The 14,094-nt window shown below is 65.0% G+C and carries 10 protein-coding genes; 7 read left to right on the top strand and 3 right to left on the bottom strand.

All coding sequences use genetic code 11. The features are described from left to right. Positions 1-208: 208 nt before the first annotated feature. From RQH14_RS18465 to RQH14_RS18440, 6 genes are all read left to right on the top strand, one after another. Entirely contained in the window at positions 209-2,317 is a 2,109-nt protein-coding gene (locus RQH14_RS18465) for a cytochrome c oxidase assembly protein (protein ID WP_311214590.1), read from the top strand. A gap of 70 nt (positions 2,318-2,387) precedes the next feature. Continuing rightward, positions 2,388-2,756: a metalloregulator ArsR/SmtB family transcription factor gene (locus tag RQH14_RS18460; protein ID WP_311214589.1), complete on the top strand. Its 369-nt coding sequence runs from the start codon at positions 2,388-2,390 to the stop codon at positions 2,754-2,756. After that, positions 2,753-3,670, top strand: a complete 918-nt coding sequence (locus RQH14_RS18455) for a cation diffusion facilitator family transporter (RefSeq protein ID WP_311214588.1) — start codon at positions 2,753-2,755, stop codon at positions 3,668-3,670. The genes RQH14_RS18460 and RQH14_RS18455 overlap by 4 nt, the downstream gene beginning before the upstream one ends. Continuing rightward, positions 3,670-4,365 carry a thioredoxin domain-containing protein gene (locus RQH14_RS18450; protein WP_311214587.1) on the top strand — a complete coding sequence of 232 codons (696 nt, stop codon included), beginning with the start codon at positions 3,670-3,672 and terminating at the stop codon, positions 4,363-4,365. The genes RQH14_RS18455 and RQH14_RS18450 overlap by 1 nt, the downstream gene beginning before the upstream one ends. Before the next feature lie 94 nt (positions 4,366-4,459). Next, positions 4,460-5,068 carry a hypothetical protein gene (locus RQH14_RS18445; RefSeq protein WP_311214586.1) on the top strand — a complete coding sequence of 203 codons (609 nt, stop codon included), beginning with the start codon at positions 4,460-4,462 and terminating at the stop codon, positions 5,066-5,068. Positions 5,069-5,137: 69 nt separating this feature from the next. Continuing rightward, a complete protein-coding gene (locus RQH14_RS18440) occupies positions 5,138-5,749 on the top strand; it encodes a copper resistance protein CopC (RefSeq protein ID WP_311214585.1) in 612 nt (203 codons plus the stop codon). Positions 5,750-5,823: 74 nt separating this feature from the next. Here the strand turns inward: RQH14_RS18440 and RQH14_RS18435 are convergent, their stop codons facing one another. Next, a complete protein-coding gene (locus tag RQH14_RS18435) occupies positions 5,824-6,273 on the bottom strand; it encodes a hypothetical protein (protein WP_311214584.1) in 450 nt (149 codons plus the stop codon). 520 nt (positions 6,274-6,793) lie between these two features. Here RQH14_RS18435 and RQH14_RS18430 point away from each other — a divergent pair. After that, complete coding sequence (locus RQH14_RS18430) at positions 6,794-11,695, top strand: DUF4082 domain-containing protein (protein WP_311214583.1); 4,902 nt, start codon at positions 6,794-6,796, stop codon at positions 11,693-11,695. A gap of 61 nt (positions 11,696-11,756) precedes the next feature. On the opposite strand, the gene RQH14_RS18425 is transcribed toward RQH14_RS18430, so the two are convergent. Further along, positions 11,757-12,803 carry a hypothetical protein gene (locus RQH14_RS18425; RefSeq protein WP_311214582.1) on the bottom strand — a complete coding sequence of 349 codons (1,047 nt, stop codon included), beginning with the start codon at positions 12,801-12,803 and terminating at the stop codon, positions 11,757-11,759. Further along, a complete protein-coding gene (locus RQH14_RS18420; RefSeq protein ID WP_014923382.1) occupies positions 12,796-13,965 on the bottom strand; it encodes an ATP-binding protein in 1,170 nt (389 codons plus the stop codon). The genes RQH14_RS18425 and RQH14_RS18420 overlap by 8 nt, the downstream gene beginning before the upstream one ends. Positions 13,966-14,094 lie beyond the last annotated feature (129 nt).

The raw sequence follows: 14,094 nt of genomic DNA, 5'->3' as shown, positions 1-14,094 counted from the left end.
CTCTACCTGCTAATGCGTCGCATTTGCCTTCTGACGTGCGGTCCGTACCTGACCGGGCCGTACTGCCTGGATCAGGAGGTGTCCGTCGGCCACCGATTAACGTCTGAACAACTCTACAGATAATCTTGAATGGCGCCGGACTGCATCGGCGTCGCCTGACTCCCAGGCCTTGGTGGGGCAGGTACGGGACCAGCGTTAAGGAACCATTGTGGCTTTGAAAGCCCCCGCTGCCGGCGGCAGCCCAACCACCTCGCCGAAATTGCGGTGGCTGGCCGCGGCCGGCGTTATCGCAGTGGTCGTGGTCCTGGTGGCGACGGCCTACGGCAGGGGGACCTTGCCGGCGGAGACGCGGGATCCGGGCGCTTTGGTCCGGTGGGGCTACGGCGTGGCCCAGACAGTGCAGAACGTAGCAGCGGCGGCCACCATCGGCGCCCTGGTCTTCGCGGCCTTCATTGTGCCGCCGGTGCTGCGGGGCCGCAGGGGCGGCGGATCCGGGTCCCGTGCGACAGGCATGTCGGGGTCGGAGATCGCGGCCGCTGATGAGCATCCGGCGTTCAGCCGGATCATGGTGCTGGCCTCGGTGGCGAGCCTGGTCTGGACTCTTTCGGCCGGGGCGGTGCTGGTGTTCAGTTTCGCTGACATTGCCGGCGTTCCGGTTTCGGGCAGCCGCGAGTTCGCGGCCCAGATCGTCTCCTACATCACTGAGCTTCCCAACGGTGCGGCCTGGCTGTGGGTCGTTATCATCGCCGCGGTCGTGGCCACTCTTACCTTTGGCGTGCGCTCCAGCGCCGGCCTGGCCGCCGCAGCCCTGCTCGCGGTGGGCGGTCTGGTGCCGGTGGTGCTGATCGGCCACGCCGCCGGCGGCAACGATCACGAGCAGGCCATCAACTCCCTGGGTCTGCACCTGGTCGGGGTGTGCCTGTGGCTGGGCGGGCTGATCGCACTGGCCGTGGGCGGGACGGCCTTCGGCAAAGACACCGCAGTAGTCCTCAAACGGTTTTCCACCCTGGCCGGCTTCGCCTTTGTCCTCGTCGTGGCTTCGGGAATCATCAATGCCGCCATCCGCATCGAACTCCCGGCCGGCCTTTCCTCCCCCTACGGAGTCCTGCTTCTGGCGAAGACGACGGCGGCCATCGCCTTGGGGGCCATCGGATACCTGCACCGGAAACGGCTTATTCCCGCCCTCAGCGTGAAGAACCGGACCGGGCAGGCCAACCGGTTGCTGTGGCGTTTCATTGGGGTGGAACTGCTGATCATGGGCGCGGTCAGCGGTCTCGCTGCCGCCCTGAGCCGGACCCCGCCACCGGCCGGGGAAGACATCCGGCCGGCCCTGACGCCCGCGGAGATCCTCACCGGATACCTCCTGCCACCGGAACTGACACCCGAACGCTGGTTCACCATCTGGCGGCCGGACTGGCTCTGGATCGCCTTCGCCGCGTTCGCCGCGTACCTCTATCTGCGCGCGGCGCAGCGTCTGCGCCGCCGCGGGGACAGCTGGCCGTGGATCCGCAGCGTAGCCTGGCTCGTGGGCCTGGCAGCGCTGGTGTTCTTCACCTCGGGCGGGCCGTCCGTGTATGGGCGGATCCTGTTCAGCGCCCACATGCTCGACCATATGGCCCTGACCATGGTCGTTCCGGTCTTCCTCGTCCTCGGAGCCCCGGTCACCCTGGCACTGCGGACCCTGACACCCCGCCGCGACGGGTCCCGCGGACCACGCGAGTGGCTCATGGTCCTGATCCATTCCCGGGTGGCGGCCATCGTGACCCACCCCTTGTTCGTCGCCGCCAATTTCGCCGGATCCATCGTCCTGTTCTACTACTCCGACGCCTTCGGCTTCGCACTTAGGGAGCACGTCGGGCACGAACTCATGACGGTCCACTTCGTGATTACCGGCTACCTGTTCGTCCTGTCGATGATCGGCACCGACCCCGTCCCGCGCCGCGCACCCTACCCGCTCCGGCTGCTGCTGCTGCTGGCCACGATGGCCTTCCACGCCTTCTTCGGCGTCACGCTGATGGGGTCAACCACCCTGATCCAACCCGAGTGGTTCACCGAATTGGGCCGTGAATGGGGCGCCCCGCCCTTGGAGGACCAGCAGATGGCCGGTGCGATTACCTGGGGCATCGGCGAAGTCCCGACCTTGCTGATTGCCATTGGCGTGGCCGTCATGTGGTCACGTTCGGACGCCCGCGAAATGCGGCGCAGTGACAGGGCGGCTATCCGCACCAACGATGCGGACCTGGACGCCTACAATGCCATGCTCGCCCAACTGGAGGAACGCGACACCAGGAACCGGGGCCATGACAGCAACGGCTAGTCAGGGCAAAGCGTGGAAAAGAATCAGTACAGAACTTCCTGAATCCAAGAAATTCTGTAACATAACGGGTATGCGCATACTTTCCACGATTGACGTGTTGGCCCGGTTCGGGAAAGCCCTCGCGGACCCGACCAGGGCCGCGGTCCTGCTGCAGCTCAAGGACGGTCCGGCGTTCCCCTCGGATCTGGCTGAGAGCATCGGGGTCAGCCGCCAGATCCTCTCCAACCATCTGGCCTGCCTGCGGGACTGCGGCCTGGTCGCCGCGGAGCCGGCCGGGCGCCGGGTCCGCTACGAACTCGCCGACGCGAAACTGGCCCACGCGCTGGATGACCTGCTTGGCACCATCCTGACCGTGGACACCATCTGCGGCTGCGCCGAACCAGAGCATGACCAGGACACCACCACTGGGCCCTTCGCGTCCGCCGGGGTCCGCTCATGAGCGGTCACGAGCACGACCACGCCGCCGAAGCCACTGCCCGGCGCGGTAAACTCATCGCGGTCTTCGCCATCACCTTCACCGTAATGATTGCCGAGATCATCGGCTCCGCGCTGACCGGCAGCCTCGCGCTGCTGGCCGACGCCGGCCACATGTTTACCGACTCGGCCGGGCTGCTGATCGCCCTCATTGCCGCGTCCCTGGCGTTGAAACCGGCCACACTGAAGCGCACCTGGGGTTACAAGCGCGCCGAAATCATTGCCGCCGCCGGGCAGGCCGCGCTGCTGCTGGCTGTCGGCGGCTTCGTCATCGTCGAAGGCATCCGCCGGCTCTTCGAGCCCCCGGAAATCGGCGAATCCACCATGCTCTGGTTCGGCATCATCGGTCTGGTCGGCAATGCCATCGGCCTGATCATCCTGGCCTCCGGGCGGAACCACAACTTCAACATGAAGGCAGCCTTCCTGGAGGTCCTCAACGACGCCCTCGGGTCCGTCGCCGTCATCGCCGCCGCCATCATCATTGCTCTGACCGGATGGCTTCAGGCTGACGCCTTGGTGTCCTTGCTGATCGGTGTCCTGATCATCCCGCGCACCCTCAAACTTCTCCGCGACACCGTGAACGTGCTCATGGAATCCACGCCCAAAGGCCTGGACCTGGCCAAGGTGCGGGAGCACATCCTGGCCCTGCCCCACGTCATCGACGTACACGACCTTCATGCCTCACTCGTTGCCTCCGGAACCCCGGTCCTGTCCGCCCACGTCACCGTCGAGGACAACTGCATGACCGACGGGCATGCCGCCAGCATTCTGGCGGACCTGCAGGACTGCGTGGCCCAGCACTTCGACATCAGCGTCGAACACTCCACCTTCCAGATCGAACCCGCCTCCCACCGCGACCAGGAAAGCATCCACCACTGATGACACAAACCAAAACCCCTCCCCCTCCCATGGACACCGCCAAGAAAGCCCGGGTCTTCATCTGGGTCCTGCTGGCCGTCCTCGTCGCCGTCGGGGTGATCTGGTACACCGTGTTCACGCTGAACAAACCCGCCCCGGCCGCCCCGACACCAGCTGCCGCCGCAGAAGCCCAACTGGTCCGCGACGACAGCCACCGCGTCACCTCTCCAACCACGGAAAAAGCCCAGCTGGTGGAATTCCTGGACTTCGAATGCGAAGCGTGCCTTGCCGCACAGCCGTTGGTGGAGGAACTGAAGAAGGAATTCGGTGACCGGATCACCTTCGTCAACCGCTACTTCCCCTTGCCGGCGCACCGTAACTCAGCCACCGCAGCCCTCGCTGTGGAAGCCGCCGCCCAGCAGGGCAAGTACGAGCAAATGTATGCCAAGATGTTCGAAACCCAGCCGCAATGGGGCGAGAAGACCGAGTCCCAGGCGCCGCTGTTCCGCACCTTCGCCCAGGAGCTCGGACTGGACCTGGCAGCCTATGACGCCGCCGTGGCCGATGACAAGACCAAGGAACGAATCAAGAAGGACATCGCCGACGGCACCGCTCTCGGGGTCAAGGGAACTCCGACGTTCTTCCTCAACGGCGAAATGTTGACCTTGCAAACCGAAGAACAATTCCGGCAGTTGCTCGCAGACGCCGCGAAATAGAGGCCAGCAGCACGGGTGTACCGGGCATTATTGCCCCACATCGGCATTCTACATAACGTAGAACAAATAGTTTCCCCGAAAGGAGTGGTGCGCGATGACTTCTGCGCGTGCACCATTCCGCATCCCCAGAGCCACTGCGGTTGCGGTGACGGTCCTGACATTGGCGGTCGCAGCGCATGTCCTGGCCGGCGGTGAACTCCCGGCCTTTCCGGTGATGACCGCTCTGGCAGCTGTCGTTGCGCTGTCGGCAGTAATGTTGGCGGGCCGGAAAATGACGGCCCCCGTCCTGGCCGCATACCTTGGCATTGGTCAGGCGACGCTGCACCTGGCCTTCTCGGCGTTGTCCGGACCCGGAACGCCCACACCCGCCGTCGCCCACCACGGTGGATTGCCCGGCGGCACGGGAAGCGTCGCCGCGGGGGCGCCGCATGACCACCTGAGCGCAGATGCCAGCCTCGGAATGCTCGGCATGCACGTGGCCGCGGTTCTCGTTACCGCTCTTCTGATGGCGCGGGGGGAATCCGCACTGTGGGCCTTGGCGGGCTGGCTGCGGCCCTTGGTGGAAACGCTTGAACCGTCTGCAATCCCGGCGCGCCGTTATGTTCCGCTCATTGCGGCCGAGGCCCTCTCTCTGCGGTGGAAGGTTCTGCTCCGACCGCCCGTGCGGGGACCTCCGCTGTGCGCGTTCGCCGGCACGTACTGAGATGCGTTTCAGGACGTCCCGGCCACTGCCCGGTCCCCTTTTAGCTCCAGCAGAATTGCAGAATCCATCATGAAACCCCATAATCCCCGACGCCTCCGCCTCCGGCTGGCTATCGCCGCTGCCTTCCTCATCCCGGCTTTCGCCGCCACGCCGGCGCTGGCCCACGACGCCTTGGAATCCACGGTGCCGGCGAAGGACACCACGGTCACCGCAGCCCCCGGCAGCGTGTCCCTGACGCTCTCGGAGCCTCCTCTGGACACAGAGCAGCTGAACCTGAGCGTCATCACCGTCACCGATGAGACGGGCAAGACCCTCAGTGACGGCAAGGTCACTGTGGAGGGCCCGACCATTTCCACCGCCATCACTGCAGGAGCCAATGGCGTCTACAAGGTCCTCTGGCGCACGGTTTCCTCGGATGGGCACCCCATCGAAGGCAACTACTCCTTCACCGTCCAGGATCCTGCCCAAGCCGTTGCCGCCACACCATCGACGACGCCGACCACGGCCGCGGAAACGGCCACCAGCACCCCTGCGCCGGCGGCCCAAACGGCACCGGAGCAGATCAAACCCGACGACAGCAACGCTCCCGTAGCCGTAGGCATTGCCGCGGCCATCCTTGCGGTTGTCGCCGCTGCCTTCTTCATCATCCGCAGGCGCAGGGATAAGGGCGCGGGAGCTTAGCGAACCGCACGAAATCTGAGGACACCCGCCTCTGGGCACCGGGGAACTGATCCCCGGGCCCAGGGGCGGATGTGCTACTGCCCTGCGGCCGGGGCGTGGGCGTGGCGATCGGCCAGGAAGCGTGAGATCCAGCCCGCGATGGTACCCACAGCCATGACTCCCAGGGCTGCCAAACCTACATAGAACAACGCCGTCGGTAGGCTGGACGGCGCCGAGGTACCGTCCACGGCAGCCATGATGCTCAGCCAGTACCCGACCGTGGCGATCACCCAGAGAGCACCGGCTGCCGCTGCCAGCCAAGACCAGCGGGAAAACCATACCGGCCCCCGCCGATAGGACAAGGCCACAGCCACCGCGACGGCCCCCGCAACTGCCACCAGCTGCAGTCCGAAAAGGTACGGGCCGGCAACCAGACCCACGGGGATACAGAGCCCTCCGATGAGCACGAGGCGACGGGCTCCAATCGGCATCCTTGCGGCCTCCGCCGGTGCCGCGGGCAGGCTCGCGTCGGTATGGGAAATCATCAGGTTACGTGGCTCCTCAAGAATGGGTGCTGCGGTTCAACCGCAGGAACAATATATGAGCATACTTTCATATGTTCTGGCGGGTGATCCCCCGGGTCGCGGCAGCAGTGAGAAAACCCGGGAAGATCTGCAGATGAAATGCCCCGCGGATGGTTCGCTCCCCGGGGACGGAAAAACGACGCTTAGTTGGAGTACTGGCCGGTATCAACTCGGATGGCCCACCCGGGGGTTCCTCAGCGCGTGGGTTTGTTCCGGGAGGCCTTGTGAGGCGGTCCGGCGGACCTCTACACTGCGTCCCAAGGGTTACTTGGCGGATTCGCTCCGGTGATCCGGCTTTGACCTGATATTCGTGGTTGAGGTTGGATCCGGTCCAGTTCTTCCGGAACGACGAGCCAAGCACAGTACCTGAGTGTTCATAACTGAAGATCTTGGTTTGACCCTGGCTGGGGAGCGGCAAGCAGGGACCGCGCGGACAGCGCGGCCTCATCTCGCAACAGGCGTGTCCACTCCAGGAGTTCCTATGTCCGGTCCTTCAGCCACCCCGCAGCCAGTCCTGAAGCGTTTGGTCGTGCCCTTGGTCCTGATGCTGGTTGCCGCTTTGCTTCCGTTCACGGTTCCGGCGGCTTTCGCGGCAGGTCCGTGTGATCCTGTGGTGAACCCGGTGGTGTGTGAGAACTCCAAGCCCGGCAACCCGGCCTCAGAGTGGGACATTACCGGTCCGGGCGATGACAGCATCCAGGGGTTCTCCACCGAGATCAGCGTCAACGCGGGACAGCCCATCCGTTTCAAGATCGACACACCCGCGCCCAGCTACACCATCGCGGTCTATCGCACCGGCTGGTACGACGGCAACGGTGCCCGCAAGGTTGCCGACGTGGCCCCGTCGGCCTTACGCCAAAACCAGCCCCCGTGCCTGAACGACCTCAGCACCGGACTCTATGACTGCGGCACGTGGGCGGTGTCGGCGACGTGGCAGGTGCCGGCCACGGCCGTCTCCGGGGTCTACGTCGCGCTGCTGACCAGGCCGGACACGGGCGGGCAAAGCCACATCACCTTTATTGTGCGCGCCGACGGCAGCCGTTCGGACGTTGTTTTCCAGACTTCGGACCCGTCCTGGCAGGCGTATAACTCCTACGGGGGCTCGGACTTTTATCAGGGGGCGAACGGCCGGGCGTACAAGGTCAGCTACAACCGGCCGGTGGCAACCCGGGGCGGGCCGGACGGCCGGGATTTCTTCTTCGCCAACGAATACCCGATGGTGCGGTTCCTGGAACAGAACGGCTATGACGTCAGCTACATCAGCGGCCTCGACACCGACCGGAGCGGGGCCCAGTTGCTCAATCACAAGGTCTTCCTCTCGGTCGGGCATGACGAATACTGGTCGGGCCCGCAACGGGCGAACATCACCGCAGCGCGCGATGCCGGGGTGAACCTGCAGTTCCTTTCCGGTAATGAGGGGTACTGGCGCACCCGCTTCGAGCCTTCCCCCGTGGACGGTTCGGCGGGCCGGACCCTGACCTCCTACAAGGAAACCTGGGCCAACGAAAAGATCGACCCCAGCCCCGAATGGACCGGCACCTGGCGTGACCCGCGCTTCGCTGCCCAGGCCAACGGCGGCGGGCTGCCCGAAAACGGGCTGACCGGAACCATTTACATGTCCAACTACTCCGATTTGCCGGTGACCGTCGATTCGCAGGAAGGCAAGACCAGGCTGTGGCGGAACACGTCTTTGGCCTCGCTGCCGGCCGGTTCCTCGGCGGCGCTGGCGCCGCACACGGTCGGATATGAGTCCGATGAAGACCTCGACAACGGGTTCCGCCCACCGGGTTTGGTCCGGTTGTCCACCACCGTCGGGGAGGTGCCCCAGTACCTTCAGGACTTCGGCAACACCGTCCTTCCCGGGACCACAACCCATCATGTGACCCTTTACCGTGCCGCCAGCGGCGCGCTGGTGTTCTCTGCCGGCAGCGTCCAGTGGACGTGGGGTCTGGACGAGGTGCACGACGGCGACGGCGCACCAGCCGATCCGCGGATGCGGCAGGCCCAGGTCAACCTCTTGGCCGACATGGGCGCTCAACCCGCCACCCGGGCTGCCGGGCTGGTTGCCGCCGTCCCGAGCACGGACAGGACCGCGCCCACCGCAGCGATCACGGCCCCCGTCGACGGGGCGACCGTGCCGCACGGGACCAGCGTCACCGTCACCGGAACCGCGGCCGACACCGGCGGTGTTGCGGCCGGCGTCGAGGTCTCCACCGACGGCGGCGCCACGTGGCACCCGGCCCAAGGCAAGCAGAACTGGACGTACACGTACATCCAGAAGGGTCTGGCTACGGCAACCATCCAGGCCCGGGCCATTGATGACAGCGCCAACATCGGCCCGGCCGCCACCAGGAACCTGGCCCTCAGCGGCCCTTACAGCGTCTTCGGTCAAACCGTTCCCGCTGTCGCGGACTCGGGCGACGGCGGCGCGTACGAGATGGGGATGCGCTTCACCCCGTCGGTGGACGGGTTCATCACCGGTGTCCGCTTCTACAAGAGCGCGGCCAACACCGGTATCCACACCGGGTCCCTGTGGAGCTCCACCGGGGAGCGTCTGGCCACGGCGACGTTCACGAACGAAACCCCCTCCGGGTGGCAGTCCGTGCTGTTCAGCCAGGCCGTTCCCGTCGCAGCGGGCCAAAAGTATACGGTGTCCTACTGGGCGCCGAACGGCAGATACTCGATCCAGAATTTCCAGTGGGCGAGCTTTGGCGCCACGGACGCCCCGTTGAAGGTGGCCGGCGGTTTCGGGGCCGAGCCGGCCGGCGTCTATGCCACCTCATCCGGGTTCCCGACATCAAGCTACAACGGCGGCAACTACTTCGCCGATGCCCTGTTCAGCACCGTGGACAGCAGCCCCATGACGGTCTCCGGGCACACACCGTTCCCGTCCTCGTCCAGCGTTTCGGTGGACACCAAGGTCAGTGCCGTGTTCTCCAAACCCGTCACCACCTCCAGCATCCAGCTGACCCTGCAGTCCCCCGACGGCCCTGTCAGCGGCACGACGGCATACGATCCCGCCACCCGGCGGGCAACCTTCACCCCGAACAACGCACTGGCGTTCAGCACCCAGTACACCGCAACGCTCGCCGGAACGGACACCCTCGGTGGTCCGGTGACAGCAGGCGGGACCTGGGCATTCACGACCGGGGCAACAGTGCCGGTTCCGGGATCTTGCCCGTGCAGCCTCTTTGATGACTCCGTCACGCCGGGCATCGCTCAGATTCAGGACGGCGTTCCCTTGACCCTCGGCGTGCGGTTCTCCAGCGTTTCCGCCGGTGAAGTAGTCGGTATGCGCTTCTACAAATCGGCAGGAAACACCGGCACCCACAACGGTGCTCTCTACACGGCGGACGGGCAGCAACTTGCCACGGTGGCGTTCACCAATGAAAGCGCCTCGGGGTGGCAGACAGCGATGTTCAGCCAACCGGTCCAGATGGTCCCGAACACGGACTATATCGTCTCCTACAAGTCACTGACCGGCACCTATTCTGCTACAGCCAATGGATTCGGTTCCGGCATGAGCGTTGGTCCGTTGCGGGCTGGCCCGGATGCCGGCACCTACACGTACAGCGGCGACTTCCCCGGATCACGATCAACAGCAAGCTACCTGGTGGATGTCATCGTGATGGTCCCACCACCGGCATTCACCCCGACAGGCCAATCCCCGCATCCGGGCGCGTCCAGCGTTCCGTTGGACAGCCAGGTCACTGCAGTACTGTCCGAACCGGCCGAGGCATCCTCCGTCAGTCTGACGGTAAAAGACGCCGACGGTGCAACCGTTCCCGGATCCACCAGCTACGACACCCAGACACGGAAGGTCACGTTCAGCCCGGCAGCGCCGCTGGCGGCCGGGACATCGTACACATCCACCGTCACGGCAACTGCCGTGTCCCGGCAACCACTGAGCAACGCTTCCTGGACGTTTGCCACTGTCCCTGCCCCAAGGACGCCCGGGACGTGCCCCTGCACGCTCTACCAGGACTCCGTTACGCCCACCGTCGCGGAGGTCAACGACGGCGTGCCGCTGACCCTGGGCGTCCGGTTCGCCAGCGACACCGCAGGCCAAGTCACCGGCGTACGGTTCTACAAGGCCGCCGGCAACACCGGAACGCACACCGGCTCCCTGTACACCGCCGGCGGGCAACTGCTCGCCACCGTCGCCTTCACCAACGACTCCAGTGTTGGCTGGCAGACAGCAACGTTCAGCCAGCCGGTCGAGATAACAGCCAACACCGAGTACGTCGTGGCGTACAAAGCTCCCGCCGGGACCTACTCCTACACTCCGGCTGGTTTCGGGGACGGATTCGCCAGCGGGCCGCTGCGCACGGCCCCGGATTCCGGGGCGTTCAGTTACAGCGCAGACTTCCCCGGCACGGCCTCCACGGCCAGCTATCTGGTGGACCTGGTCTTCATGGCAGCGGTGCCGCCGCTGACGATAACCGACCGGTCCCCTGTGCCGGACGCCACGGGAGTCCCTGTTGACATCAAACCAACGCTGACGCTCTCCTCCGCCATCAAGCCGGGAGCCTCGTTCACGCTGGGAGCGAACGGGGCATCCGTGGCCGGCAGTGCTGCCCTGTCCACCGACGGCCGCACCCTGACCTTCACCCCGGCAGCTCCTTTGCCGGGCACCACCGCCATCTCCGTGAACGTCAGCAACCTCGAATCCCGTCAGGGCCAGACGCTGCCGACCACGACCTGGCAATTCACCACTGCCGACCCTGATGCCGCGCAAACCTCCATGTTCGGGGAACTCCAACCCCAGACAGCAGCTTCCGATGATGCGTCATCGGTTGAACTGGGAACGGCGTTCACGGTCTCTGAAGCCGGCACTGTCACCGGCATCCGGTTCTACAAGGGAACCGGAAACACCGGAACCCACGTTGGCTCCTTGTGGAACGCCGCGGGAACGCGGCTGGCCCAAGTGACCTTCACGAATGAATCAGCGAACGGCTGGCAAACCGCGATGCTTTCCTCCCCGGTAGCCGTGGCTCCGGGGGAAACGTACGTCGTGTCCTATCTGGCGCCCAACGGCCGCTACGCCTACACGCCTGCGTTCTTCGCCCAAACCTGGGTCAGCGGCGTGTTCACCGCCGCCGGGCCCAACAACGGCCGCTACCTGTACGGTTCCGGCGGTGCTGCACCAACGAACTCGTGGAACTCCACGAACTACTTCGTCGACGTCCTCTACTCGGCCGCGGCACAGGCACAGGCGACGCCCGGCCCAACGCCCACGCCTACCCCGACCGCAACGCCGGCCCCATCCGCAACGGCGACAGCGACACCCTCACCCAGTCCGACCGCCAGCCCGTCACCCAGCCCCTCGCCGAGCCCCACTCAGTCCGGCGGCCTGCTGTGCGGCCTGCTGGGAACCTGCTGAGGCGTGGAGGGACATTCAGACTGCTGACGTCTGTCCGCTCCCCCGGTTTCCGGGCCGGACGTCAGCGGACCACACTCGGTGACCACGCGTGCTCAATGAACAGGCTCGGTTGGGAGGCGGGATCGGTTGGCAGTTTCCAGATGTTGCTGTCACCTTCAGTGGTTTCGTCCGCCAGACCGTACAGCAGGGTCTGATCATCCAGCCACTCAATCTGGTCATCGACGCTGCGTTTCTCCGAAAGCACCGTTTCGGTGCCGGTTGCAAGGTCAAGCAGCGCCACGTTCCAATGCGCGGTCAAGGGCCCGCCGACGTTCTTCTTATACGCGATCCTGGTGCCGTCCGGCGACACCGAGGGACACTCAACGTTGTCGTGGATGGCCGTCAGCGTCCTGGCCGCGATACTCCCCTGGACCAGCCAGATACGCCCTGACGACGCGGCCGTGGCGTAAAAGACATCACTCCGGCCGGGTGCGAACGTCACACCCCAAATGTTCCTGTCACTGGCCAGCAGCCGTTCGCCGTTCACGATGAGTGCGAAGTCTTCGAGGTTTCCTGTACCGCCGCCGGGCAGCGTGATCTCGGTTGCTGTGGAGAACCCGGCTTGAGTGTAGGAGTGGCCGGAGACAAACACCGTGGTGGCGATCAGGGACCCGTCCGCACTGACACGCGCCCGGCTCGGAATGCCGGGCACAGGCCACGAACGCTCCTGCTGCCATTCCCGGTTCAGGACAGATGTTTCGTGGGTAGTCACCAAACCACGGTTGGATCTGAGACAGACCACCGTGGCGGCAGCGGCATAGACCCGGTCGCAGGCCTGGTCACTGACGGCACGCGTGCCGCCAGGGGCAGAAAGAGGCACCGTGGCCGCATTGCCATACCCCTGCCCATCGGCTGTGTTCCTGAAAAGAACGAAAGGGACCCCCGGGAGGGGCTGGCCTGCAGTGACCTCTACCGATGAGGCCGCCCTGCGGCTCTCCTCGAAGCGCTGGTACGCTCCCACCGCGTAGATCCCGGCCCCGGCAAGGACCAGCGCGGTAACAGCCAAGAGAATTCCCCACCGCAACCTCCCAGCTGCAATGGTCCCGGTTCCTGCGCTCGTCTTATTCATGGAGGCGTTTGACGTAGTCAGCCATGCCCGGCACGGTGAACGCTACGACACCGAGTGCGGGAGCATAGATGATCCCTTTGTCGATTAAGGATGCGCGGGTCATGGTCATGGAGCTTTGCTTCTTGTGCGCCCGTTCGGCAAGTTCAGCGGTGCTGGATCCTTCATCACCGTCGATCGCCATCAGGCGGAGGAAATCCTTCTCAGCCTTCGAGGCCCGTTTCCAGCGTGACGGGAAGAACCCTTGGTCCAGTTGCGCGCGGCCGATTTCCACCGCAATTTTCGCATCGTCGAAGGTCACGGTCTTCTCCGGTGCTGTTTCCCAGGCCGCGTAGCCGTACTCCTGCAGGAAGTACGGGTACGCGCCCGAGGCGCTCAGGAGGAGGTCTTGGGCTTCGGGTACGAACGATGCCCCAAACCTTCGGGCCGGGACGACCAGGGCTGCCTCGGCGGCTTCCCTCGACAGCGCTCCGATGCTGCGGTAGTTGAAGATCCTTTCGGCGTAGGAGCGCGCCTCACTTAGTACCGAAGGCAGATTGGGCAGCCCTGCGCCCGCGATGTAGAAAGGCCACTCGCGTTGGCCGGCCAGGTGCTGGGCGCTCAGGAGAGCGGCGATGAGTCCCTCGTCCAGGTCCTGCATCTCATCGATGATGAAGATCAGGCCCGAACGCTTCTCCGCCAGCGCCAGGCACAGATCCTCAATCAGTTCTTCCAGATCCACTTCGATCGACCCGGAATCGGCGCGGCCGTGATTGAGGTTCACCCCGATATCGATGCCGGTCACGCCGAGTTTCGCGGAGAAGGAGGCGATGCTGCCAAGCGCCGCCACGAGCCGTTCCCCCGCACCGCGGCGGTTCAGCTTCCGCCCTGCCTGCAGCAAGCTCCGGGCGAGCTTGGCCCGAACGGCTTCCGGCCCTCCCTCAGCGTCCCTGCCCTCCAGGAAGACCACCATAAACTCTGCATGTTCGGCCTGCCGACGAAACTCGTTCAGCAAGACCGTTTTACCCACCCCGCGAAGCCCATGCAGGACGATCCCCCGGTCGGGCCGTCGCTGCCGGGTCTTGGCCAACAGCAGATCGAAGGCATCGATCTCACTCTGGCGCCCAACCAGCTCAAAGGGGCGCCGGCCTGAACCAGGCGAATAAGGATTCAAAGCACTTTCCATATCAAGAACTATAAACCGGTATCCAATTTTCTGGATAGACCTATATGCGTCAGGATATGGGCGCAGCGTACCGCCGGCCGCTCCAACCGGCGTAGCAGCGCTTGTCTTGCATACCCCCAGGGGGTATAT

It is taken from the genome of Arthrobacter sp. WCS2018Hpa-7, from assembly GCF_031843805.1.
Lineage (GTDB): Bacteria > Actinomycetota > Actinomycetes > Actinomycetales > Micrococcaceae > Arthrobacter.
Note: the sequence above shows the minus strand (reverse complement) of the source record. Positions and strands in the feature narration are given on the sequence as shown.